Annotated in this window: 23 protein-coding genes and 1 pseudogene; 15 read left to right on the forward strand and 9 right to left on the reverse strand. The window is 63.5% G+C overall.

Annotation, left to right across the window (positions count from 1 at the left end):
• Positions 1 to 29 precede the first annotated feature (29 nt).
• The 3 genes from F8197_RS11005 to F8197_RS11015 are packed head-to-tail and all read right to left on the reverse strand — an operon-like array spanning position 30 to position 2588.
• On the reverse strand, positions 30 to 1415 hold the full coding sequence (locus F8197_RS11005) for a caspase family protein (protein WP_152881835.1): 1386 nt from the start codon (positions 1413 to 1415) through the stop codon (positions 30 to 32).
• Positions 1412 to 2038, reverse strand: coding sequence for an anti-sigma factor (locus tag F8197_RS11010; protein WP_152881836.1), 627 nt, complete (start codon positions 2036 to 2038; stop codon positions 1412 to 1414). Before F8197_RS11010 ends, F8197_RS11005 begins: the two co-directional genes overlap by 4 nt.
• A complete protein-coding gene (locus F8197_RS11015) occupies positions 2031 to 2588 on the reverse strand; it encodes an RNA polymerase sigma factor (RefSeq protein ID WP_193333397.1) in 558 nt (185 codons plus the stop codon). The genes F8197_RS11010 and F8197_RS11015 overlap by 8 nt, the downstream gene beginning before the upstream one ends.
• Before the next feature lie 260 nt (positions 2589 to 2848).
• Here F8197_RS11015 and F8197_RS29445 point away from each other — a divergent pair.
• The 8 genes and pseudogenes from F8197_RS29445 to F8197_RS11055 form a co-directional block, all read left to right on the forward strand.
• Positions 2849 to 2989: pseudogene (locus F8197_RS29445) on the forward strand (zinc ribbon domain-containing protein); the annotation flags it as partial.
• Positions 2990 to 3589: 600 nt separating this feature from the next.
• Positions 3590 to 4444, forward strand: coding sequence for a hypothetical protein (locus F8197_RS29090; RefSeq protein WP_229214484.1), 855 nt, complete (start codon positions 3590 to 3592; stop codon positions 4442 to 4444).
• A gap of 17 nt (positions 4445 to 4461) precedes the next feature.
• A complete protein-coding gene (locus F8197_RS11025; protein WP_056141282.1) occupies positions 4462 to 5178 on the forward strand; it encodes a hypothetical protein in 717 nt (238 codons plus the stop codon).
• A gap of 47 nt (positions 5179 to 5225) precedes the next feature.
• Entirely contained in the window at positions 5226 to 6239 is a 1014-nt protein-coding gene (locus F8197_RS11035) for a zinc ribbon domain-containing protein (protein WP_193333398.1), read from the forward strand.
• 48 nt (positions 6240 to 6287) lie between these two features.
• Positions 6288 to 7046 (forward strand): hypothetical protein, encoded by a 759-nt coding sequence (locus tag F8197_RS11040; RefSeq protein ID WP_152881841.1) that lies wholly within the window; start codon positions 6288 to 6290, stop codon positions 7044 to 7046.
• Positions 7047 to 7119: 73 nt separating this feature from the next.
• Positions 7120 to 8241, forward strand: a complete 1122-nt coding sequence (locus tag F8197_RS11045; protein ID WP_152881842.1) for a hypothetical protein — start codon at positions 7120 to 7122, stop codon at positions 8239 to 8241.
• A complete protein-coding gene (locus F8197_RS11050; protein WP_152881843.1) occupies positions 8238 to 9896 on the forward strand; it encodes a hypothetical protein in 1659 nt (552 codons plus the stop codon). The genes F8197_RS11045 and F8197_RS11050 overlap by 4 nt, the downstream gene beginning before the upstream one ends.
• Entirely contained in the window at positions 9883 to 10689 is an 807-nt protein-coding gene (locus F8197_RS11055) for a hypothetical protein (protein ID WP_152881844.1), read from the forward strand. Before F8197_RS11050 ends, F8197_RS11055 begins: the two co-directional genes overlap by 14 nt.
• A 124-nt stretch (positions 10690 to 10813) precedes the next feature.
• Here the strand turns inward: F8197_RS11055 and F8197_RS11060 are convergent, their stop codons facing one another.
• From F8197_RS11060 to F8197_RS11070, 3 genes are all read right to left on the reverse strand, one after another.
• A complete protein-coding gene (locus tag F8197_RS11060) occupies positions 10814 to 11842 on the reverse strand; it encodes a hypothetical protein (RefSeq protein ID WP_152881845.1) in 1029 nt (342 codons plus the stop codon).
• On the reverse strand, positions 11832 to 12485 hold the full coding sequence (locus F8197_RS11065; RefSeq protein WP_152881846.1) for an RNA polymerase sigma factor: 654 nt from the start codon (positions 12483 to 12485) through the stop codon (positions 11832 to 11834). The genes F8197_RS11060 and F8197_RS11065 overlap by 11 nt, the downstream gene beginning before the upstream one ends.
• Positions 12486 to 12588: 103 nt before the next feature.
• Positions 12589 to 13518, reverse strand: a complete 930-nt coding sequence (locus tag F8197_RS11070; protein WP_152881847.1) for a hypothetical protein — start codon at positions 13516 to 13518, stop codon at positions 12589 to 12591.
• A gap of 239 nt (positions 13519 to 13757) precedes the next feature.
• Here F8197_RS11070 and F8197_RS11075 point away from each other — a divergent pair, with 239 nt between their 5' ends.
• Positions 13758 to 14522, forward strand: coding sequence for a hypothetical protein (locus F8197_RS11075; RefSeq protein WP_152881848.1), 765 nt, complete (start codon positions 13758 to 13760; stop codon positions 14520 to 14522).
• Between the two features lie 151 nt (positions 14523 to 14673).
• Here F8197_RS11075 and F8197_RS11080 read toward each other — a convergent pair whose 3' ends face one another.
• Genes F8197_RS11080 through F8197_RS11090 form a run of 3 tightly spaced genes read right to left on the reverse strand, consistent with a single transcriptional unit; the run spans position 14674 to position 17202 of the window.
• Entirely contained in the window at positions 14674 to 16068 is a 1395-nt protein-coding gene (locus tag F8197_RS11080) for a vWA domain-containing protein (protein ID WP_152881849.1), read from the reverse strand.
• 1 nt (position 16069) lies between these two features.
• On the reverse strand, positions 16070 to 16693 hold the full coding sequence (locus F8197_RS11085; protein WP_152881850.1) for a TadE/TadG family type IV pilus assembly protein: 624 nt from the start codon (positions 16691 to 16693) through the stop codon (positions 16070 to 16072).
• Positions 16693 to 17202, reverse strand: a complete 510-nt coding sequence (locus F8197_RS11090; protein ID WP_152881851.1) for a TadE/TadG family type IV pilus assembly protein — start codon at positions 17200 to 17202, stop codon at positions 16693 to 16695. The genes F8197_RS11085 and F8197_RS11090 overlap by 1 nt, the downstream gene beginning before the upstream one ends.
• Before the next feature lie 322 nt (positions 17203 to 17524).
• Here F8197_RS11090 and F8197_RS29450 point away from each other — a divergent pair, with 322 nt between their 5' ends.
• From F8197_RS29450 to cpaB, 6 genes are all read left to right on the forward strand, one after another.
• The gene (locus F8197_RS29450; protein ID WP_152881852.1) at positions 17525 to 19207 is read left to right on the forward strand and encodes a histidine kinase; all 1683 of its coding nucleotides are present in this window, start codon (positions 17525 to 17527) and stop codon (positions 19205 to 19207) included.
• 54 nt (positions 19208 to 19261) lie between these two features.
• Positions 19262 to 19906, forward strand: coding sequence for a response regulator transcription factor (locus F8197_RS11100; RefSeq protein ID WP_152881853.1), 645 nt, complete (start codon positions 19262 to 19264; stop codon positions 19904 to 19906).
• A 196-nt stretch (positions 19907 to 20102) separates the two neighbouring features.
• Positions 20103 to 20276 carry a Flp family type IVb pilin gene (locus F8197_RS11105; RefSeq protein ID WP_152881854.1) on the forward strand — a complete coding sequence of 58 codons (174 nt, stop codon included), beginning with the start codon at positions 20103 to 20105 and terminating at the stop codon, positions 20274 to 20276.
• A gap of 143 nt (positions 20277 to 20419) precedes the next feature.
• Complete coding sequence (locus tag F8197_RS11110) at positions 20420 to 20995, forward strand: prepilin peptidase (RefSeq protein WP_152881855.1); 576 nt, start codon at positions 20420 to 20422, stop codon at positions 20993 to 20995.
• A complete protein-coding gene (locus F8197_RS11115) occupies positions 20992 to 22437 on the forward strand; it encodes an ATP-binding protein (RefSeq protein ID WP_373996840.1) in 1446 nt (481 codons plus the stop codon). Before F8197_RS11110 ends, F8197_RS11115 begins: the two co-directional genes overlap by 4 nt.
• Positions 22434 to 23324 (forward strand): Flp pilus assembly protein CpaB, encoded by an 891-nt coding sequence (gene cpaB, locus F8197_RS11120; protein ID WP_152881856.1) that lies wholly within the window; start codon positions 22434 to 22436, stop codon positions 23322 to 23324. The genes F8197_RS11115 and cpaB overlap by 4 nt, the downstream gene beginning before the upstream one ends.
• Positions 23325 to 23326 lie beyond the last annotated feature (2 nt).

Here is a 23326-nt window from a genome sequence, read left to right on the forward strand (position 1 = left end):
GCTTGCTGAGCATCGTCTCCGCCGGGGCATCAGCGTCCGGGCGGCGCCATCATCGACTGGTTGCTTTTCATCAGCGTGTCGAGCAGGTTGCGCACCGCTTCCGGCGAGCGGCTTTGCATCATGTCGAGCTGGGCCAGGTTGATGCGCGCGCGCGGGTAGTTGGCCTGCGCTGCCTGGGTCAGCCAGCGGCGCGCGGCCGCCAGGTCTTTCGGTACTTCGCGGCCTTCGTAGTACATCTCGCCCAGCTCGTTTTGCGCCACCGGGAAACCAAGCGTGGCCGCTTGCTGGAACCACTGGCGTGCGCGCTTGCTGCAGGCGGTGCGTGCGGCGCCGCCCTGGCAGGCCTGCTCGATGCGTCCGAGGGTGGTCATGGCCACCACGTTGCCCTTGGCGGCGCGGCGCTTGAGTTCGGCCACTTCCTCGGCGCCGGACTGGCCGACGCGCTGCTGCAATTGCCAGTCGAGCTCGGTCCAACCGCGCTCGTCGAGGTGGCGGTACCAGGCCGCATCGCCTTCGCTGCCCAGCGCGCCGGGCTTGTCGCCGGAACGGTAGCGGCCTGCCGGCTTTGCTGCACCGGCAACGGCGCCGGTCTTGTCTGGCGCCATCGGCGCGCCATAGCGCAGTCCCGGCGGCGGCCGGAAATAGGCATCGCCCACCAGCGATGATTCCACCCACGGCTGCTGGTCTTCCAGCGTGCGCCGCCGTACCTGGTCGGCCAGGGTGCGGAACAGTTCGGTTACCGGCAGTCCCGGCTGGCCGATCAGGCCGGCCAGCGTTTCGGTATAGATGCTGTTCTTGCGGCCGGTGCCATCTTCCGCCAGCTGGCCCGGCGCGGTCGAATAGGCCACCAGGGTGCCGCGCGGCGCCACCGCCGGCCCCAGGCCGAGGTTGCCGATGGCGCGCATGCGCACGGCCGGCATCGGCTGGAACGGGTTGTTGCGGCAGGCGTCGAGGATCACCATGTTGACCGCCGACGGCGCCAGCGCCAGCCGTTCGTGCAGGGCCGACAGCGGATACGCCTTGAGCGCCACCCCGGCTTCGCTGGTGGGCGACATATCGGTCGGGATCAGGTAATTGACGCCATTGATCTGCATGCCGTGGCCGGCGTAATACACCACCGCCGTGGCGCCGGCCGTCAGGCCGGTGGCGAACTGGCGCACCGTGTCGTACAGGGCGCTGCGGCCCAGGTCCTTGGCCACGGTGACGCGAAAGCCGGCGCGGCGCAAGGCGCCGGCGATCAGGTCGGCGTCGGCACGAGTGTTGGGCAGCAAGCCGTTGTTGTAGGCGCCGTTGCCGATCACCAGCGCCTGCCGTTCGGGCGGGGCCGATACCGGTTCGGCGGCGCGCACGACAGGCAAGCCTGACCACGCGGTCGCTACCAGCAGCGCCAGCAAGGTGCGGCGCTGAGGTCTCATCGGCGCACCAGCAGCACGTCTTCCACCAGCGGCGAGGCGGCCAGGCGGGCCCGCACCGGTTCGGCGCTGCCCGGCTCGTCGAGGGCGATCCACAATTCGCCCGATACCGACGGTCCCCACACGATGTGGCAACGGTTTTGCACCAGCAGCTCGGCCAGGTCGGCAAAGCGGGCGTCGCGCCGCACCACCAGCTTGAGGTCGGCGGCGCGCGCCGGCTGCGCGGCCGTGCCGCGATAGCTGACCGTGGGGGTTTGCTGGTCGAGGCGATAGACGTTCCAGCCCATTTGCACCGCGATCAACGCCACCCCCAGCGCACCGACCGGCGCCCAGCGCGCGGCAGCCAGTCCCTGCCACCAGCGCTGCCACCAGGCCGGCGCCGGTGGACGGCTGGCCTCCAGACGCGCGGCCAGCGCCTCGTAGCCGGCCAGCGGCGCGCGTTCGGCCACGCGCTGGCGCGCGGCAGCGGTCACGGCCTGCAGGAATTGCAGTTCCTGGCGGCCGTTGGCGTCATGCGCCAGCCATTCCTCCACCTCCTGGCGCCGGGCCGGATCGAGCGTGCGGTTCAGGTAAAACGGCAGCAGCTCGCGCAGGCGCAGGCGGTCGTCGTCGGTGTAGTCAGCCACGGTTGCCTCCCAGGTAATCGGGGCCGAAGGCCCGGGCCAAGCAGTCGCGGATACGCTGGCGCGCGTGGAACAGGCGCGACTTGAGCGTGCCTTCCGGCACTTCCATATCGCGGCTGGCCTCGGCCAGTCCCTCCTCTTCCACGGCGGTACGGTAGATCGCTTCGCGCTGGCTGGCGGGCAGCTTGTCGATGCACACCAGGATCGCCTGTGTGGCTTCGTCCTGCTCGATCCCGGTCAGCACGTTCCAGTCGAGGTTGCCGTGTTTGTCGGCGATCGCGGCGGTCAGTTCTTCCGTTTCCAGTTCGGTGGCCATGTCGCGCTGCCATTGCCGGATGCGGTTGTTGGCGATGCCGCACAGCCAGGTGGAAAACTCCGACAGGCCGTTGTAGGCGGCTGGCTTGCTAAAGGCGATAAACAGACTATCCATCGTGATTTCCTCCGCGCTCATGTCGCTCCAGACCCGGTAGCGCACATAGGCAAACAATTGCGGCTGATACACGCTGTACAGCCTTCTCGATGCTTGATCGTCGCGGTCGGCGATCCGGTTCAATAAATTTCTGACTTCCGCGCGCGGCAGATTATGCATAAAAAGGCGTGTTCAAAACAGCTGAAAAAATTGCGAAAAATAATGTGAACCGAATCGGCAAACGCTGCGATAGAGCTGGAAAGGACGCCAAAAAGCGTGCTTCAGGACTTTACGCTGCTATGCGGCAATTTTTCCACTTGACAATATTATTATTTGCATTTGGGAAACGTTACTTGTAAGATTCAGGTGTATTTTATACAATTTCTTTGGGGAACGGTAATCAAATGACGATTTGCACGAATTGCCAGACCATTAATGCTGCACATGCAAAATTTTGCAAAGGGTGCGGCACCGGTCTGACGCCAGCTTCGAGCGACACCCAGTGCGAGTGCGGTGCGCCGCTTGCTCCTGCGGCCAAATTCTGCCGCAATTGCGGCAAACCGGCTGCGCTTCCAGCCGCAGTAGCGGTGGCCGTACCTGTGTCCGAGCCGATTCCCGAGGCGGTGGCGGTGATTGATCCGGTGCCTGAGCCAGTGCTGGAGTCCGGTACTGTGATTGAGCCTCTGCCTGAGCCAGCACCGGTTCCTGAGCTCGTAGCTGAGCGTGAGCCTGCGCCGGTTGTCGAGCATGAGCCAGTGGCTGAGCCTGAACCAATTCCTGCGCCGGCACCCGAGCCGGTGCCAGTGCGGATGTTCGTGCCTGAGCCAGAACCGTTGGAAGCTCCGGTGGAGGAGCCTGCTAAGGCACCTGCACTCGATCGGGTGCAAGCGCCTGTGCTGGAGAATGCGCCTGAACCGATGCCCGCGCCGGTATCCATGCCCGTGCCTGAACCATTGACAGCTTCGGTGCAGGAACTTGCCCCGGCCCCCGAGCCGCGCCAAGCGCCTGTGCTGGAAACCAAGCCTGAGCCTGAACCGATTCCTGCGCCGGTACCAGAGCCAGCGCCAGCGCTCTTGTCCGAGCCTGAAGTATTGACGACTCCGGTGGAGGAGCCTGCTCCGGCCCCGGCAACCGAGCCTGTGCCTGTGCCTGTGCCAAAACCGGTGACCGAACCGGAAACGTTGGCGCAAGCTGAGCCACTGCCTGATCCGGTCCTTGTCCCGGCATCGACGATCGCCACGCCCGAAGCGCCGCCATCATCGCCACCGTGGTCTGCGCCTGTTTCAACCGAGCCGCCGGCCCGCAAGTGGGCGCTGATCGCTGCTGCCGCGACTGCGGTCGTCGCGCTCGCCGGCGGTGGCGCCTACTTCTGGCAGTCGTCCAAATCCGCAGCGCCAGTTGCAGCTCCTTTGACAGAGCCGACCAGCGGACCGGTGGCCGGCAATCCGGTGGCCAGCAATCCGGTAGCCGGCGAACCGGCGGCTGGAGCAACGACATCTGGAGCGCCGGCAGCCACCGCGCCAGCAGCGATCCCGCCCGAGGCAGGTGCACCTGCACCTGCAACTGCTCCTGCTCCTGCTCCTGCTCCTGCTCCTGCTCCTGTTCCTGTTCCTGTTCCGGTTCCGGCTACGGCTACGGCTCCTACCCCGGCAAAATCTCCCGCCCCGGCCCCTGCAGCAACGCAAGCACCTACCGCAGCACCAGCGCCGGCAGCGGCACCGAAAGCGACACCAGCCAGCCCCAAAGCCACGCCACCGGTCGCAGCCCCGCGCGTGGACCGCGCACCGGCGGCGCCGGCAAGCAACCCGCTCAGCGGCAAGATCAGCGCCATGCTCGACAAGGCAGAAAACTTCATCGCGCAGCGCCAGTTCGACAAGGCCATCGCCACTGCCGAAGCCGCGCTCGATCTCGATCCCGCCAGCGGCGCCGCCAGGGCTACGCTGACCAAAGCCAAGACCAAGCAATCCGAAGCATTGAAATCCGGCAGTTCCATCGAATAATCGCGAAAGGTCATACCATGAAAAAAACTACCCTTGCCGCCAGCGCCTGCCTGATTGCCGCGCTGACCGGTTGCGCCGCGCCCAACGGTCCCGGCGGTCCTGGCGGCGGTAACCAGCCAACCTCCGATAACAACACTACCGCCATCCGCTGCGGCTCGATGGCGCTCGGTGGCGCCGTGCTGGGCGGCCTGCTCGGCGGCAAAAAAGGCGCGCTCAAGGGCGCGGCCGTGGGCCTGGCCGCGTGCGCCGTGGTTGAAGTGGCCAGCCGCCAGACCAGCTCGTCCGCCGACGTGGAAAAGACCTACCGCACCGCCAACCGCAACGCCTTGCCGCCGAAAGCCAAGATCGTCGCCTACACCACCGCCGTCACGCCGCAGGGCGTGGCCCGGACCATGGAACCGATCAAGGTGCAATCGACGATCCGCGCCGTGTCCGGCACCGGCGAGCCGGTGCGTGAAGTGAAGGAGGTGCTGATCGCCTACGGTCCGGACGGCGAAGAGTTCAAGCGCGGCGAAAAAATCGTCAACGACAAGGGCGGTAGCGGCGAGTTCGACAACAGCTTCACGCTGCGCCTGCCCGAAGGCGCGCCCGAAGGCGTGTACAAGCTGCGCACCCAGTTGTACCTGAACGGCGCCATGGCCAGCACCAACGAAGGCGCATTGCAAGTCTTCAGAGGCGGCAAGGTCGCACTGCTGCCACGCGACGGCGCCATCGTGACGCTGGCGTCCCGCTGAACAAACCCAACTTCCATTCAAGAAATTCAATAACGAGGAGTATGTCCATGTCTGCTGTTCCAGTCTTTTGCGGTGCCTGCGGTAAATCCGCCGCTCCCGAATCGCGTTTTTGCGAAGATTGCGGCACGCCGCTGAAAACCGCCGCTGCCGTGACGCCCGATCTGACCAGCGCCGCAGCGCCGGTCATCCCGCTGCCGACACCAGCCCCGGCCCCTGTCCCGGCAGCAGCGACAGCCCCCACAACGGCACCTGCCCCCGCAGCCGCCACCGCGCGCGGCGTGGTCTTGCGCGACACCAATGCCGGCCCCGGCCTGGTGGTCGTGGATGGCCGCCAGTTGACGTTCACGCTCGAACAGCATTGGCGCAGCCCGACCAGCGCGCCGACGGTCAACACCCAGGTCGATGTCGCGCTCGACGCAAGCGGTCAGGTACTGGCGGTAACGCCGGTGCCGGAGTCGGTGCTGGCCAAGGAAAAGCTGGACAAGATGAAGGACGGCATGAACGACCTGAAGGACGAGTACCTGCCGAAACTGATGGTGCGCGTGGACCAGGTCGGCAAGCCGCTGCTGATCGCAGTCGCCCTGCTGGCCATCGCCTGGATCTGGCTGCCGGCCGTGTCGATAAACATCAGCGCCAGCATCGTGCAAAACCTGACGATGTTCGACCTGCTGCGCCTGGCCAACGTCAGCTCCAGCCTCGAAGGCATGATGCAAAGCGGTACCGGTAGCAGCGGCCTGTACGGCTTCCTGTGCGTAGTCGCCATGATTGCCCCGCTGGCCCACGTGTTCGTGGCCGACAAACGGGCGGCGTTCGGCCTGTTCGCACCGCTGGCCTTCCTGGTGCTGACCGGGCTGGGCATTTACCTGAAAATCCGCAACCTGACCAGCGCCGCCAGCGAAAGCATGCGTGGCTTCGGCGGCAGCCAGATGGGCGACTTTGCCGGCGCCATGATGAAACAGGCGCTGGCCGCCTTCTCGGTCGGCTACGGCAGCTACATCGCCCTGATCGTGGCGCTGTACCTGGCCTGGCGCGGCGTCCAGAAAGTTCTGGCAGCACGCTGATCGACACGACCACAACAACTATTTTGACCTTCCACACCAAGGAAACTCATGAACCGCATTCTTCGTAACGCTGCCCTGATCCTCTGCAACACCGCCCTGCTGGCCAGCCTGGCCGCCTGCAGCAAACCGGCCGACACCGCCGCGCCGGCAGCCGACGCCTCGGCGCCGAAGCCCAGCCTGCAAGACCTGCAAAACCCGAAAGCGGTGCAACAGGCCGTGGCCAGCACCCTGCCGCAGGGCGACAAGGCCACCCCGCTGACCAGCTACCGCAAGATCGACAGCGGCCACCAGGTGATGTTCCTCTACTACGGCATGTCGAGCCTGCCGGTGCCGTACGAAGACGTGGCGCAGATTTACTCGGCCGAGTACAGCCGCACCAGCGACGGCTTCCAGCGCAAGGACATCCTCAAGGCGCTGCAACCGCGCATCGACCAGGAAATCGAACGCGCCAAGGCCGGCCGCTACGTCATCCTCGAAAGCCGCGACGGCGCGCTGCTGGAGCGCTACAACTTCGAGAAGAAGACCTTCACCATCAAGGACATGACCAGCAACGACCGCTACACCTACTTCCACGACAACAGCCAGTACACGCTGGGCCAGAGCAACGCCACCGATTTCGCCAACCTGCCGGTACCGGACGAAACCAAGGCCCGCGCCATCGAGGGTTACCTGAGCAAGTACGCCCAGCTGCGCATGGAAGTCTACGGTTTTGCGCAAGATGCCGACCCGAGCAGCCGCCGCGTCAAGCTGCAGGTGATGAAAGTGCGCCTGTATAGCCCAAGCAACGAACTGCTCGCCGAGATCTAAACTCCGCCAGCCGCCGGCCCCCTGCTGCATGCGCGGGGAGCCGGCGGCGCCAACCACGTTACTGGTTCTACCTATGTTCAAGTCCTACCGCGCGCTGTACGCGCTTCCTGTCGTTGCCGCGCTGCTGCTGAGCGCCTGTGCGGTCAACCGCCAGGGCAACAACTTCAAATTCGGCATCGACGTCGACGAGCTGACCGCCTCCACGCTGCAGGAATTCCAGCTGGGCACGGCGCGTGGCGTCCTGCGCCGCACCCAGCAGAACCAGGTGCAAATCAAACTCTACGACCGCATGAAACTGATCGACCTGGGCCAGCTGTCCACGGTGCGCATCGGCGACGCGGTACGGTTTCCCGCGCACGACCTGATCCTGGTCCATGTGCCGACCGCCCACTGCCCCTACGCCTACCGGCTGTACCAGCTGAGCGGCTATGAAGTCGGCATGTGGAACCTCAACGATATCGCCGGCCGCTGCAGCATGCCGCTGTCGTTCAGCGCCGACGCCCAGAGCTGGGTGGCGCAGCAGCAGTCGGTACCCAACCCGGTGGCCTGGGCCTGGTCGAACGGCCAGCTGGTGAGCGGACCGCTGCCGCGCGCACCGGGCGCCGACAATGCCACCGCCAACCTGCCGCGCAACGGCGCTGGCACCATCGAAGGCAGCTTCCAGCGCGGCGACTCGGCGTCGGGCGCCGTTGCACCGGGCACAGTGATGTCGGGCCCTGCAGCGCCGGGTGCAGCGAGGTCGGGCACTATCTCAGGCGCAGGTATGTCGGGTACCGCAGCACCGGGCGTCGGTACGCAGGGCAGCGCCACGCAGGGCGTCGCTACGTCAGGGAGTGCGACACCGGGCTCAGCAACAGCAGGCGCTACCGCACCGGGGGTGAACACCCGGCCGGCAGCAGGCATGCGCTTCGAAACTGCCGATGGCGCGACCAGCCGCGCCGGCGCCGGCAGCACCGCTCCACGCGACAGCGCCGCATCGGCGTCGGCTCCTGCTGCTACGGCTGCGCCGGGGTCGGCATCGGCACCGGCCCGTGCCGCCTCAACGCCCGCGCCGCGCGCCAGCGCCCCGACTGGCACGCTCAAACGCGTGGACAGCGGCAGCTATGCACGTCTGCCCGACGCCAGCAGCGCCACGGTAGTGCCGCCCACCCGCATCATTTTGCGCAACAGTAACGGTGAAGGCGCCACGCAATGACGAAGACCGACGCGCCGCGTCGGCGTTTTGCGTTGTTCGGCCCGCAGCCACGCGCGCCGTGGGTCTGGATCATGGCGCTGGTTACCGGTGTCTATCTGCTGGTGGAGTGCGGCTTCAACTCGCGCCTGCTCGACGTGGTGGGTGGCATGCCCGACCAGGAGGCAGTCGAAGCCATCGAGGAAATCGGCCGCAGCCTGTCCGGAATTGCACTGGCGCTGATGTTCTGGCCTTGGGTGCTCAAGCGGGCCGCCGACAAACGCTGGAATTACTTCCTCACCGCGCTGGCACTGCTGGTGCTGACCATTGTCGTCGCCACGACTGTGTATCGCGGCGAACAGAAACTGGTGGACGGTATCGTCGAGCGCTCCAGCGCCGAGCAGCGCTTCCTGGCGACCAACCTCGTGGCCCTGCAAGGCGCCCTGGTGAGCAACAAGGTGCTGCTTGACGAGCTGCCGCTCACGCCTGAGCAACTGCGCGCACCCGACGGCAAGAGCTTCCTGGCCGTGTTCCCGCTGCTGGCGCTGTCCACGCACGAACTCGACCAGGTACTGCAGGCGCAAAAGCCGCTGATCCTGCGCGCCATGGCCGACCAGCTGCACGGCGGCGAGAGCGCCAGCTACAACCATTTTCTGACGTCGCGCGAAACGCTGATCGAGACCTATAACGATCACTATGTGCCGGCGTCCAACGCGTACCAGGACAGCCTGGGCGGCATCGGCGCGCGCCAGGACAAGGCCTGGAACGATTACCTGGCGCGCCTGCGCAAGCGCGGCGTCGATCCCGACAACGTGCCGCCGGCCTACTGGTCCGATATCCGCAAGGACGTGCGCAAGCGCGGCGTCAATGTGGCCAAGGACTGGGACCCGGGTGACCGTGCCGGCTTCGAACGTGCGGTGGGCCTATCGGTGCGCAGCGAGTCGGACAAGCGCTTCCGCGAGGGCGTGGCCAAGCATCTCGATGGCAATAGCCTGCCGCCGGGACTGGGCATGGGCGCCTTCTTCGGCCATGCCGTGGTGCAGGCCAAGTGGCGCAAGAGCCTGCATTACAAGAACAGCAGCTTCGCGCTGCCGGTCGAGCTGCCGCCACAGGCGCAGGCACCGCACTTCTTCAACCGCACCGTTTACCAGCGCGTGCTCGATGACGATGTGCGCGCCACGCTGCCGCAATACACGGCGCCGGTGGCCACCTTTGCCGATGGCGGCAAGAACAGCGACCTGGGGCGTGACAGCCTGCGCGCGCTGGCCGTGCCGCCGATCGCACTGGGCTTTTCCATCGTCGGCGCGCTGATCCACCTGGTCAAGCTGACGCTGTTCGTGATCCAGCTCGCCTGCGCCTGGGGATTCCTGAGCGGCATCGTCAAGGGCTTCTGCGTGCCGGCGCTGGCGCTGTTGCTGCTGGCGGTGTTCCACTTCATTCCTACCAGCGAGATCACGCGCCAGCCGCTGTACGACTATTTCGAGCAGCGCGGCGCCGGTCTCGGTGCAACCGAACCCAACTGGCAAGGCCGCACCGCCATGTACTTCACCCGCGCCGTGATCCACGCCCAGGTACCGGCCTACCCCTTGTTCGAGGCGATACGCCTGAACCTGCTGGGCGGCTACGAATTCGGCTACGAAAGCCATCAAAAGACAGGAAAATCCGATGCGAACAAATAACTTCATGCGCCCGCTGCTGCGGGCCGCCGCGCTGCTGGCTACGCTGATGACAGGGCAGGCAAACGCCGGCGCCCTGCCCGATGTGCAGAACGTGATGCAACTGGAACCGGAGGGCTATGTCCCTCTCAACAAGATCACCACGCCGCTGCTGTACCCGGTCCACACCGGCAAACCCTACAACACCAAGTTCCTGCTCAGCATAGGCCGCGAGAACCTGCCGCCCGACCTGCGCAAGCTGCAGCCCGACCTCGAGGACATCAACGAGTTCCGCGTCCACGCCCTGCTGCAACAGTTCGAGCCATACCTGAACGGACGCATGGAAGCGCTGCGCAACGCCAAGGGCTACCTGGTGCCGTTGCAGGCCAAGCTGGGCGAATACGATTTCCAGCGGCGCCGGTTTCCGCTGTCGCTGAACATGATGGTGACCAAGCCGAAGTCGCCCGACAGCTACCACTGCGCCGGCGCCTACGACGAATTCCGCCATACAAGGCTGAGCGCCTGCGTGTCGGCCACCAACTGGAACAACCAGAACAAGGCGTTCCAGTTCCTGGCCATCGACGACATGCAGCAGGCAGAACACATCAAGCGCCAGCTGCTCAACAAGCAGGCCGGGTTTTACTTCCTGATGCAAAACGACGGCCGTTTCCGCGTTGTCGATAACGCCAAGATGAAATACGGCGGCTTCATGGAACCGACGCTGGCCTCGGGCGTGCTGCCGGCGCGCGTGATCGGACTGCTGCTGGTCGATCACACCAACAGCGCCATCATCCTGGCGGGCGAGATGACGCCTTGATGCGCTGATGCGCTGATGCGCTAAAGCGTCGACTACCTGACGCGCGACTGCCATTGCCACTAAGGCTGCGGCTGCGGCTGCGGCCAAGGCTATGGCTATTGCTATTGCTATGACTGCGCCACGATTATTGCGGGGACTGCGCCTGCGATGCGGGTAGCGGCAAGGCATCGAGTACCAGGCCGGTGGCCTGCAACTGCTGCGCGGCCTGCACCGCGTCGCCCTGCCCTGCCGACAACAGATACGCGCCCTGGGCATCGGGACCGTGGACGATATTCAAGCCCAGCCGGTGCAACGCCAGCCGTATCGCGCCGGCGCTGGCGCGGTCGTCGAACACCACCTTCAGTTGCGCCGTCGCAGCGGCGCCAGTGCTCGCCCCCGCCTGCCCGCGATAGCGCGCGGCCTCCACATCGGGCGCTCCCACCTGTGCCAGCCGCCAGCTCTGCACCGATACCCCGGCTACAAGCACCGCCATCACCCCATACGCCAGGCCGCCCGGCAGCGGATGGCGCCACCATGCTTGCACGCGCGCCAGCAAGCTCCGCGCCGCTCGTTGCGTTGCCGGCTGGGTTGCCGGTGCTTGCTGCGTTGCCGGCTGGGTTGCCGGTGCTTGCTGCGTTGCCGGCTGGGTTGCCGGCGCTTGCCGCGTTGCCGGCTGGGTTGCCGGCGCTTGCTGCGTTGCCGGCTGGGTTGCCGGCTGGGTTGCCGGCACTTGCCGCGTTGCCGGCTGGGTTTCAGGAGGCATTGCTGACTGCGTTGCCGGCTGGGTTGCTGACTGCGTTACCGGTTGCGCTGACGGCTGCGCGACAGGCGACGCTAATGGCTCTATAGCAGGCACTACCGTCGGCTGCGCTGCCGATGACACGGCAGGCTGCGATGCGGCCTGCGGTAGCGCGGTTTGCTGCGGCGCGGATGCCTCGCCGTCAGCCAGCGCCGCCAGCACCTGGTCGAACGACACCAGCGGCGGCGCCGCCAGTTGCCGCTCGGATTCGGCGGCGCGCGCTTCCATCACCAGCAGGCGCTCCTGCTCGAAGCGCGCGCGCCAGTGCGGATGGCGGGCCATCATGGCGTCCATCCATGCCGCCTCCTCGGCGCTGGTCTTGCCGCACGCGTGCAGAAAGCACAAGCCGTCGAACTGTTGTTGGTCATCCTGCATGGTTGCCGCCCTTCTTGCCAGGTTGCAGACGTGCGCGCACGCAGTCGTCGAGTTTCTGCTTGCCGCGCCGGATCCAGCCGCGCACCCGTTCGAGGTTGATCTGTTCACCGGGCGGCGCCTGTGCCGCCAGGATCTCGGTCATCTGCGCGTGGCTCAGATCTTCGTCCAGGCACAGCTGCATCGCCAGCCGGAAATTGGGGCCGTCGCGCTCGGGCAGCTCGTCGATGCACCGCGCCAGCACGCGCCGCAAGGCCGCGCTGTCGGCCTGCTCGTCGGGCAGCGGCAGTTCGCACGCGGTATCGGGCGGCGGCTCGTCAGGCCACGGCGCCATCCAGCGCTCGCGGTAGTCCTGGCGCAGCTGGTCGATCGCGCACTGCGAAGTAATCAGCTTGGCCCAGGTGATGACGCCGGCCTTGCTGCTGTCGTAGGTCGAAGCACTGCGAAAGATCTTGATCCAGGCTTCCTGCACCGCGCGCGCGGCCAGCTCCTCGTTGTAGTTGACGACATGCAGCGCCAGCGCTTCGAGCTTGCCTTGCAGGCGCTGGTACAACCGTTGCTGCGCCTGGCGCTGTTGCTGCGTACTGCCCTCGGGCTGCCAGAAACTGCGCAGCAGCAGCGCCAGATCGTCGTCGTGCTGATTCATGAACTAGAGGCCGCATGGCCATGACCGGAAGCCGGCCATGCTACCGCATTTTTGACAACATTAACATTCCATGCGGAAATTTTTATGATGGCGCATGGCCCTCTTATTTGCGGCCTGCGGCCAGTGCCGCCTGCAGGCCGGCATCGCTCCATGCCAGCGGCCGGGTGGTGCCGGTTTCACCGCCGGAGAGCGTGATGCTATTGCGCGCGAAAGTGGCGTTCAGTGCCTGCAAGGCGCCCAGGCGCACGATCATCAGGTGACCCTGGTCGGGACGGTCGGCGCCTGCTTCGTGCATCGGGCTCATCACGGTGACTTGCCAGGTGCTGGTGCCGTTGCTGACGGTGTACACCAGGTTGTTGCTGGTGCGCTCGGGCTGACCGTTGCGGAACACCACCGTGGTGCTGGTGGAGCCGGCGTTGCTGATGGTGTAGTCGCTGGCCTGGCCCGCGCGGATACGCAGCCCGGTGGCGGTAAAGGAGAAGCGGTCGCCGCTTTCGCTGCTTACCACGTCGCCGGTGATCTCGCCGTCGGTGATCGTGTATTCGAGCGCGCCGGTGTCGGCGCTGACCACCCGCACCGACGGCGACCGGATCGCGGCCGACACCTGGCTGCGATCGGTGTTGCTCACCAGTTGAGAAATGCTGTTGCGGCCGCTATAGACCTGGTACGGGAAGGCGCGCGTGTGGCACTGCACGAGGGTGCTGACGCCGGCAACGGCGTCGTACGCCACCGTGCCGCCCAGGCCGCAACTGCCGGTGCCGCCGGCAGCCATTTGCAGCATGTTGACGGAAGCGAGCATCTGGTACGACATCCAGGCGGCAGTAAAGCTGGCCAGGTCCTGTTCGCTGGCGGTGGGCGGTGTCGTCGGCGTGGTCACGGGAGGCGTTACCGGTTGCGTGACCGGCGGGATTTGCGGATTGTCGGCGACGGCATCGGCCTCGCCGCCCCCGCCGCAGGCCGACAGGGCCAGGCACAGCGACAGGGTGGCCAGGGTGGTAACGCGGGCAGACGACAGGTGATGGATGACGCGCATGGAAAGCTCCTCGAAAAATTCAACGTTTGGTCCGCAGCACAGGCGGTGTTTTTCCTATTCGCTGGCGTGCGCCAAAAGTGGACAAACTTTTTGAATTTTTTTTGCCGAGCCCGTTGCCGGCCATTTCAGCTTGCAATCAAGGTTTACGCAACAAAGACGGGACTATTTGAACGGAAGTCGTACACGCAAAAATCGTTGTGATAGTGTTGATGTCGCAAATATAACGAGAAGGAGACGAAATGTACCAAACTCGACTTGCCCGCCGCTGGACGCCCCTGGCGCTCAGCCTTTCCCTGGTCTTCACCGGCGCGTCCGCCCTGGCCGCCGAGCAGCCCCCGCCCGCCCCCGCCCCCAGCCCCGCCATCGGCGACAACTGGACCTACCAGTACACTGACGCCCGCAACGGCGTCAAAGGCAATATCAGCCGCCTCGAAGTGTCGGCCATCGACACCACCGGCGTGCACGTGGACATCCACCGCCCCGGCGGTACCGCCCCCATCGGCAAGCAATTATTCAGCGCCGACATGAACCCGATCGACCGCGGCAGCATGCACTTCGCGCCGTCATTCGCGCGCTACGCCTTCCCTCTCACGCCGGGCAAGGAGTGGAACAGCGAGGCCGTGGCCGACAACACCAAGCTCGGCAAGCAGTGGCGCTATGCCATCAAGGGCAAGGTGGTGGACTGGGAAAAAGTGCGAGTGCCGGCCGGCGAGTTCCACGCGCTCAAGGTGATCGTGGAAGCCGAGTATCGCGGCAAGGACACCGGCCCCAACAGCGGCAACGGCAACCTGGTGGAGACCGTGTGGTTCGTCCCCGAGATCAACAACTTCGTCAAGCTCGACTACCGCGACACCGACTGGCAGGGCCGCACCGTCAACCGCGACGGCTGGGAGCTGGTATCGTACGGCCACAAGGCAGCGGCACCAGCCACACCGATGCCACCGGCCACACCGGCAGAACCGGCCCCGCTGACAGCACCGCCAGTAGCCAGCGCCACCCGCTGACCAGTTGCACTTCGGTAGCGGCTGAGAACGCTTCCAGCGACGCAGTGACGAATCGAAGCGTCTGAGAAAGCCTTCAGCGCAAGGCGCAGCGACGAAGACAGTACGCCAGGAGGCGAGGAACTGCAACGCCGCGATGGAGGCTTTATCAGCGCTACCGCGAGATGCGCATGATGGCGGAGGCTAGTTTGGAAAAGCACGGCGTCAGATCGCTGGTGGTAGCCGCATAACAGTACAGACCGACGGGCTTGGCCGCGTTGAAGCAGCGCGCCGGGGCGTCGGTCGAATTGGCCATGCATTTAAGAGTATCCTCGCCCTTTTCGCCGTCGACGCCGGTGCCCGACTTGAGCGCCGAACCGAGCCCCAGCGTAAACACGTATATCCCCTCGTCCTGCGACTTTTTCGCCATCGCCTCGACCAGGTTGCGGGCAGCACGGTTGACGTTGGTGAAGGTGACGGCATTGGTGACCTTGCGCGGAGAATCGGTAACGACAGCGAACTCGCGCAGGTTGGGATCGTTGGGCTTGCTTTCCGGGTTGTGGCCGTTGTACCAGTCGGGCAAGGCGCTGGCCTTGTCGTCGATGTCGTAGTAGTAGCGGCCATAGCGGTCGTAGCCGTAGGCGTAATTCGGGTTGCAGCGCTGGTCGGTCAGCACGCTGGCCTGCACGTCGGTGCGGTACAGGCCGCCCGGGGTGCCGGAACTGTCGTCGTCGGTGGTGATCACGCCGGCCTTGGTGCAATCGCTCGGGGTTTTCCAGGTCAGGTAGCTGGCGAACGAGTTCGGCGCGCCATCCGAGAAGAATACGATCACGCGCAGGTTGGAGCGGTTGTTGTTGGACGTGGGCACGCTGTTGAGCTGCTGGCGCGCCCAGTACATGCCCTCCGGCGACGCGGTCGAGCCGCTGAAGTCGAAGTCGTTGATGTGCTTGATCATCGAAGTGCGGTCGAAACCGCGCGCCACCGGGCGGATCGGATCATCGACCACCGCGCCGTACGAAAAATGGATCAGCCCCACGCGGTCCTGGTCGGCGTTGAACTGGTTGAGGAAGGTCTTGGCCGAGGCGATCACGTTGCTGCCCTGGTAGTACAGCGAGCCCGAGGTATCGAGCACCACGGCCATGTCCAGGTCCTTGCGCACCGCCTGCGAGGCCACGGCCGGTGACAATGGCGATACGCCGATGAAGCCCAGGAACGACAGCGGCATAGTAGCCTTGGCACCAACCGAGATCGTCACCATGCCGTTGTTGAACGCCACGTTGGGCGGGTCGAGCCTGGCGCTTGCGCCCATGTAGTTGGCCGGGAAATTGGCGTTGAAAAAGCGAATCGCGGCCGCCTGCGCATTGGCGCGCTGTTCAGTCTCATTCTTTCCCTGCGATACTGCACGGGCAGCTGCAAGGCTGGCGGCATCGGTGGCGGCGTTGAGCTTGTCTCGCACCATGTAAGTGACGCCCGTATCGACCACCAGTCCGACAACGGCCACCAGCAATCCGATGGCCAACGCCGTCATGACTGTCACGCTGCCTGTTTGTTTGGAATGCCTCGTGTACATATCAAAATACAGTCATTGAATAAAGGTTGGTACCGAAATTCGGCACGGTCAGGCCACCGCCGAGCGAGACATTGCCAAACATGACGTTGAAGCGATAAAAGCTCTCGGCGGCATATACAATCTCACCCTCGAACAAGTTCCCACTCATCAATGAAATGCGCGGCGCATTAGCCAGCGTAGGAATATTGTTACAGGCGCCTGTAGTGGTATTCCAGTTGGAGCAGGTCCACAAACGGCTCGCCGGCGCATAGCCGCTCACCCGGAAGCCAAGCCGGTTGACACTGTCATCCCAGCGATACTGCTCAAGCACCACGGTGCTGATCGCACCCGAACTGTCCTTGTATCCCATCAGCTTCGTGATGTAGAGCATGCCTTGCCCATTCATATCCAGCGGCGGTGCCGATTGCGCGACCGCGCGCATGATGGCCTGGCTATTGTCGGTCAGCTGCAGCTTGCTGCGCGCCGCCAGATTGGCAGCTTCGCGGCTCAGGTTGATCAAGACGATGTTGGCCTGCAGTCCACGCGCGAAATCGCTGACAACAAAGATCATGAACACCAGCAGCGGCAGTACCAGCGCGAATTCAATTGCGGCAACACCGCGCTGGCGTGGTTGGTAGCGCATCATCAATTCACCCCGGCATAATTTTCGTTGAGCATGGTCACCGCGACGGTAAACCGATACATACCGTCCTTGAAAAACGGTTTCATCAGCGGTGTCGCCATCGGCCAGGCGCAATCGAGCCGTATCACCAGGATGTCGCCCGCCTGCCCGAACATGGCCGCGTTGTACGACGTACTGTCGGTATAGGTGACATTGTTGGTGGTGATCACCGGCGTTACCTTGCTGAACAAACCCATCGAGGTGGTTTTCATGCGCTCGATAACCGCTTTATAGCGCTGCTGATTGGCACTACTGGGATCGGCGTCGGCAAGTCCGGTGATGGCGTAGCGGCCGCCCTCGCGCACCGCGTACTGCATCGTCAAATTAACGAAAAACATCAAGCTCAACTCGATCAGACCGACCAGCAACAATAGATAGACGGGCAATACGAGCGCCATTTCAACAACGGTCGCCCCACCTTGGCGGCGATGGACAAGCGAGCGCGGACGGAGCTTCCAACGATTTGCTTTCATTTGGTCATTTAAACTGTGTGAGGGCAAGGCAACAGGGGTGTTGCAGCCACATCGGTAAAGGCGCGATCGGTTTGGCGGCCAGGAGACATCGGCAAACAATTGGGTTGCCGATACCGCATTGTAGCCCGACTAAATTATTTCCGATATACATTTAAAGTTTTAAAATTGTAATAAAAATACGTGGTGTAGGAACCGCGACACAAAAATTGTTCATATTTTCATGTTTTTATTTTTACAACTTTTTTGAATAAACGCCATCATCGATAGTATGCCCATGAGTTTTTTTTGTACAATACAACACGCGTAATAGTCGGGAGAAACGGTGGTTGTATCCATCAACACAGCAACAGACAAGGCCGCCGATTCCGGAGCCGATGCTACAAGTGCCACGATGGTGTTCGGGATGCGACTCCTTCTGGCGACCTCCGCATTGCTGACGTTGTTCGTCGCACCAGCAGATCTGGGGTTCAACACCGCCATCGGCGCCACGATCTTTTTTTCCTACGCGCTTCACAGCGCGGTGCTATACCTGGCTGCGCGCCTGCACCGCAATCCTTTTTGGCACGGTCGCACCGTGTATTGGCTCGATCTCGGCTGGTATGCCTTGATGGTCTATTTTAGTGGCGGCAACAATAGCTTTTTCATCCCATTTTTCTTTTTCGTCATCCTGACCACGTCTTTCCAGTGGGGCTTCGACGAGGGTGCCCGTATTTCGCTGGCATCCGCGCTGCTGTTGACGGCAACTGCACTGGCCGTCAATCCGCATACCGATCCAGCCCATTTACTGGTGCGCGCAACGTTCGTGCTGGCGCTGGGCTATATGATTGCGTACTGGGGCGGCATGGGCATCGCCCAGCGCCGACGCCTGGGGCTGTTGCGCCACGTGAGCAGACTGTTCAACCCGCGCTTCGGTGTGGCACAGACCCTGACCTCGTTGCTGGAACAAACCCGCGAGTTCTACAAGGCCAGCAACTGCATTCTGCTGATGCGCGAGGACGAGGAAGCGAATTGGCTGCTGCGCTCGGTCAGCGCCTTACAGACCGGAGGCTCTGCTACCGTGGCGCGCATGTCGTCTGCCGCCGCCGCGCCGCTGCTGGCGTTCCCCCCACTACAAAAGGTCATCTATAACGAACCGCTCCACGCACGTTTGCCCTGGAGTGGCGAGGCCAGCACCCTGAACACCGATAGCGGACGCTGGGAGCCGCTCGATCCGGCCCATTGTGTGCAATTGGCCGACCTGTTCGACGGTCGCGCCTTCATCAGCGCACCCGTTCCGCTGCGCAAAGGCGAGGGTCGAATTTACGTGGTATCGAACCGTCAGCGCTTCGCGCGCAGCGATGCCAGTTTCCTGGCGCAGGTGTTGGGGCAGGCATTCCCCGTGATCGAAAACATTGCCTTGCTTGATGGCATGGCTACCGATGCCGCTTTTCGCGAACGACAGAAAATCGCGCGCGACCTGCACGACACGACCATCCAGCCCTACATCGGTCTGCGCCACGCACTGACCGCGATGCGTAACAGCGCCAGCACCGACAATCCGCTGCTGGCCGATCTCGATAAGTTGATCGCCATGAGCGGCGAGGTAATCGTCGACATGCGCGACTTTGCCCGTAATGTGCGAAAGAACGACGGTACCGGCGAGCCGGAACTGATGACAGCGCTACGCCGCCAGGCGCGCCAGATCCGCGAATTCTATGGCATCGACCTGGAACTGCGCCTGATGCCGGACGTGGCCATCAGCGACCGCCTTGCAGCGGAGGTGTTCCAGATCGTCAACGAAGGGATGAGTAATATCCGTAAGCACACCCGTGCGCGAGTCGGTGCGGTTACACTGTCGAGTGTCGATGGCAATTTGCGTATCGACATCGACAACGAAAACCCGGACGGCGCGTGCGCCGATTTCCGGCCCGGATCGATCGCTGAACGGGCGTCCGCGCTGGGTGGGAAAGTCGATATCACGCGCCCGGCCGGCGGCACCCGGGTGCGGGTCAGCATCCCCTTGTAAGTGCTCCGAAAAGGAAGTTCTGTGTCAAACCCCACCGCTCTGCCGATCCGGATCATGCTCGTAGACGATCACGCCACCCTGCTATGGGGACTCAAACGGCTGATCGAGGGTGCTGCGCCCGAGATGGAACTGGTGGCAACCGCCGGCGATCCCGAGCAGGCGCTGGTGGAAGCAGCGCGAACCCGGCCTGATATCGTGCTGCTCGACCTCGACCTCGAAGGGCGTAGTTCGCTCGAAATCCTGCCCGACCTGCTGCAAGAGCGTGCCGCGCGCGTGATCATCCTGTCAGGCAACCGCGACGAAGCACTGTTGGGCCAAGCCATGCGCCTCGGTGCGCGCGGCGTAGTCGGCAAGGATGCCGAGGCCGATGTCGTGCTGGCGGCCGTGCGCAAGGTGCACGGCGGCGAAATGTGGATGTCGTCTTCCATGATGACCGCACTGCTGGGGGGGCTGATGCGTCCTGCAGCGCCACCACCCATCAATCCGGAAGCCCACAAAATCGCCATGCTCACCGTCAAGGAGCGCAAGATCGTCCAGGCCGTTGTACACAGCAACGGCGCAGCCAACAAGGATTTGGCACAGCAGCTGTTTATCGCCGAACCCACGTTGCGCAACTACCTGACCTCGATTTATCAGAAACTCGAAGTCGCTAATCGTCTTGAACTGTACGTATACGCCACCAAGAACGATCTAGGTTGATATTTCCCCTCCTGCAGTCCCCTCCGACGTGACAAATGTCATACCTGATTCACCGTTTTGTCACGGTGATTTCAGGAGGTATGTCCGATGTGCAAGGAAAAGTGCCTCCGTATAATTCATTACATCAGCTCAAGTGTTGTTAAGTAGCTGAAGCCCAAACCGGGCAGGCAACATTAACCCACTCAAAGGAAATAACATGAACTCGATCAAAAACTTCATCAAAGACGAATCCGGTGTGACCGCTATCGAATACGCCCTGATCGCCGCACTGATTGGCGTCGTCGCTGCAGTCCTGATGAACACCATCGGCGGCAACGTCAAAGCGTTCTTCCAAAAAGTCGCCAACGGCACCGCAGCTACCCCGACCTAATCGTCGCAGCTGTTGTCAGCAGACACACGCCGGCGAAAAAGCTGGCGTAACTGCGCAGTATTGCAGCATAGTAAAAATGTCCGGCATGGATTGTTCCCGCCGGACATTTTCACATCGGATATCCCTTTTGCGCGGATGCGTTTATGAAATGGTTGCCTTTTATCGTACTGGTTGCCTTGCTGCTATCTGCAGTGTGGCATGACGTGCGTAGCCGCCGGATACCCAACCGGCTGGTGCTTGTCGGCATGGCGCTTGCCGGCGTGCTGCAACTGGTATTGCCAGCTGGAGCAGGACTGTTTATCGAGCCGTTCGGCAGCATCGGCATCTTGTGGTCCGCCGCCGGTTTCGGGCTGGGCCTGGCGCTGCTACTGCCCATGTATGCATTGCGCGCGCTCGGCGCCGGCGATGTCAAGCTGCTGGCCATGATTGGCGCCTTTGTCGGTCCGCGGGCCGTGTGCGGCATTGCAGTGACCGCGCTGGTGGCCGGGGGCGTGCTCGCGGTGGCGGTCGCGCTGCATCAAGGTACGCTGAAACGCATGCTGGCCAATTCCATGCACTTGATCATGAGCAGCGTTTTTGGCGCGCTTGGCGGTCAATCACCAGCCATTGAAGCACCCGCAGCACCAAGCGGCAAGCTGCCTTATGCCATTGCGCTGGCCTGCGGTGCACTGCCTTACCTGGTGGTCGCCGCTGTCTGCGGTGAAAGCCTGTTCGCGTGACCCACCCAATCGCCCCGTCCGCCGACACCGTTGCGCCAGCTTTCGCGCGCGCGCCTCGCGGCGTCGAAGAAACCGGCCTGCCCTTCTTGTTCCTGGTCGAATTGCTGATCAAGGTACTGGCCCGGCGCGGCCAGCTCAAGCTGCCAGAACTGGCCGGCCACCTGAAGCTGGCTGTCAGCGTGATTGACCCGCTGATTGCCTTCATGCGGACAGAAAAACTGTGCGAAGTCACCCGCCGTGGTGGCAGCGGCACCGACGCCGACCTTGCCTACCATTTGACCGAACTAGGCCATGACCGCGCGCGCCAGTGCATGGCGCGCAACGCTTACGCCGGCCCGGCACCGGTCACGCTGGCCGACTACCGGCGCCAAGTGGCCCTACAGAGCGTGTCCGACCTGCATGTCACGCGGGCCGATGTCACGCGCGTGTTCGATGACATCGTGGTCAACCAACAAGTGCTCGATCAGTTGGGTGCGGCGATGAACTCGGGGCGTGCCATTTTCATTCATGGCCTCGCCGGCAGTGGCAAAACCTATCTGGCCGAGCGCCTGCGCAACTTACTTCACGGCGACATCGCGCTGCCTTACGCCATCATGATCGATGGCGAGGTAGTACCGTTCTACGACCCGGTGCAACACCGCATTAGCGACGACAACGGGGCCGTATCATCGGATACGGGCGCGATCGACTCGATCGACAAGCTGCGCAGCATCGACCTGCGCTGGGTACGCGGCGTGCAGCGTCCGGCCACGCTGGCAGGTGGCGAGCTGACGCTGGAGATGCTGGATTTGCGCTTCGATCCGAACACCCGGTTATACCAGGCACCTCCCCATTTGAAAGCGAATAACGGGATGTTCATCATCGACGATCTCGGCCGCCAGCGCTGCTCGCCGCTGGAACTGATGAATCGATGGATCGTGCCCATGGATCGCGGAATCGACTACCTTTCGTTGCATACAGGTCACATTTTCGAGGTTCCGTTTGATGTAGTCGTGGTATTCTCATCGAACTTTCTTCCAGAGCGCCTGTCCGACGGCGCCTTCCTGCGCCGGCTCGGTTACAAGATCGAAGTGCCGCCGCAAACCGGGGCTGAATATGAGCGCGTTTTCCGACAAGTCTGCCAACAATCGGGCCTGGAGTTCGACCCGGATGCCTATCAATACCTGCTGCAGGAAAAGCATGACCGCGAAGCGGTGCCACTGCTGGCATGCTACCCGCGCGACCTGATCCGCCAGGTGTTGGACCTGGCCCGTTACGAAGCAAAACCGCCAGTACTCAATCGCGCCGCACTGGACTGGGCCTGGCACAATTACTTTGCCGGTGCCGCCACGCGCCGCACGGCTGCAGAGCAACATAAACGCATTGCCGGTCCGACCGGCGAGGCCGAAAGGGAACGACGCGACAGCGTTGCGCCGCTTAATCCGATGAAAGCAAACTCATGAGAAACACCCGGGCATTCGTAATGATCGCCGTGGCGCTGGTGTTAGCGCTCGTTGCCGTGGTGGTGGCCGCCCACTGGATTACCGATCAGGGCGCAGCGACCAACAAGAAGGTGGCCGTGGCGCTGATCGACATCCCTCTGGGAGCACGCGTCACACCCGAGATGGTCAACATGGTCGAGTGGCCAAGCAATGCCATGCCGCCTGGCGCCATTTCCGATCCCAAGCAGCTCGACACGCGTGTCACGCGTACTGCCATGGAGCGAGGTGAACCGATCATGGAAAGCAAGCTGGCGCCCCCCGGTACCACTGGCGGCCTCTCGGCAGTAGTGGCGCAGGGCAAGCGCGCCATGACCGTGCGCGTCAACGACGTGGTGGGCGTGGCCGGCTTTGCCCTGCCTGGCAACTTCGTCGACATTCTCGTCAACACCCAGGAGGAGGCCCGCAGCGACACGCGCAATAACCAGATACAAGCGCGCGAACAGGCCATCTCCAAGATTGTGCTGGAGCGCATACTGGTACTGGCCGTGGCCCAGGAATCGAACCGCGACGACACCAAGCCGAAAGTGGTCAACGCCGTGACGCTCGAACTGACGCCGGACCAGGTGGAAAAACTCGACCTGGCGCGCAGCGTGGGCACGCTGTCGCTGGTGCTGCGCAACCAGATCGATCCCAAGACCGCCGACACCGCCGGCGCCACTAAAGAAAGCCTGCTTGACCCCGACGGCGCGCGCGCCGCGCTGCTGGGGCGCAATCGCCCAGCGCCATTGCAGCAGTCGGTTGCCAAGTCGCCTTCCGCCGCGCAAGCACCGGTGCCGCATGCGCCGGCGCCGCGCGGTGACAAGGTTGAGGTCATCAAGGGCCTCGACCGCAGCACCCAGCAATTCTGATG

Source organism: Duganella sp. FT27W (genome assembly GCF_009295655.1).
GTDB lineage: Bacteria > Pseudomonadota > Gammaproteobacteria > Burkholderiales > Burkholderiaceae_D > Rugamonas > Rugamonas zoogloeoides.

Bases quoted from the DNA above. Each gene is read 5' to 3' on its own strand.
- F8197_RS11075 (WP_152881848.1), top strand. From the start codon at position 13,758: ATGTACCAAACTCGACTTGCCCGCCGCTGGACGCCCCTGGCGCTCAGC.
- cpaB (WP_152881856.1), top strand. From the start codon at position 22,434: ATGAGAAACACCCGGGCATTCGTAATGATCGCCGTGGCGCTGGTGTTA.
- F8197_RS11080 (WP_152881849.1), bottom strand. From the start codon at position 16,068: ATGTACACGAGGCATTCCAAACAAACAGGCAGCGTGACAGTCATGACG.
- F8197_RS11060 (WP_152881845.1), bottom strand. From the start codon at position 11,842: ATGCAGGATGACCAACAACAGTTCGACGGCTTGTGCTTTCTGCACGCG.
- F8197_RS11040 (WP_152881841.1), top strand. From the start codon at position 6,288: ATGAACCGCATTCTTCGTAACGCTGCCCTGATCCTCTGCAACACCGCC.
- F8197_RS11110 (WP_152881855.1), top strand. From the start codon at position 20,420: ATGAAATGGTTGCCTTTTATCGTACTGGTTGCCTTGCTGCTATCTGCA.
- F8197_RS11050 (WP_152881843.1), top strand. From the start codon at position 8,238: ATGACGAAGACCGACGCGCCGCGTCGGCGTTTTGCGTTGTTCGGCCCG.
- F8197_RS11045 (WP_152881842.1), top strand. From the start codon at position 7,120: ATGTTCAAGTCCTACCGCGCGCTGTACGCGCTTCCTGTCGTTGCCGCG.
- F8197_RS11100 (WP_152881853.1), top strand. From the start codon at position 19,262: ATGCTCGTAGACGATCACGCCACCCTGCTATGGGGACTCAAACGGCTG.
- F8197_RS11090 (WP_152881851.1), bottom strand. From the start codon at position 17,202: ATGAAAGCAAATCGTTGGAAGCTCCGTCCGCGCTCGCTTGTCCATCGC.
- F8197_RS11085 (WP_152881850.1), bottom strand. From the start codon at position 16,693: ATGATGCGCTACCAACCACGCCAGCGCGGTGTTGCCGCAATTGAATTC.
- F8197_RS11025 (WP_056141282.1), top strand. From the start codon at position 4,462: ATGAAAAAAACTACCCTTGCCGCCAGCGCCTGCCTGATTGCCGCGCTG.
- F8197_RS11070 (WP_152881847.1), bottom strand. From the start codon at position 13,518: ATGCGCGTCATCCATCACCTGTCGTCTGCCCGCGTTACCACCCTGGCC.
- F8197_RS11005 (WP_152881835.1), bottom strand. From the start codon at position 1,415: ATGAGACCTCAGCGCCGCACCTTGCTGGCGCTGCTGGTAGCGACCGCG.
- F8197_RS11065 (WP_152881846.1), bottom strand. From the start codon at position 12,485: ATGAATCAGCACGACGACGATCTGGCGCTGCTGCTGCGCAGTTTCTGG.
- F8197_RS11055 (WP_152881844.1), top strand. From the start codon at position 9,883: ATGCGAACAAATAACTTCATGCGCCCGCTGCTGCGGGCCGCCGCGCTG.
- F8197_RS11035 (WP_193333398.1), top strand. From the start codon at position 5,226: ATGTCTGCTGTTCCAGTCTTTTGCGGTGCCTGCGGTAAATCCGCCGCT.
- F8197_RS11105 (WP_152881854.1), top strand. From the start codon at position 20,103: ATGAACTCGATCAAAAACTTCATCAAAGACGAATCCGGTGTGACCGCT.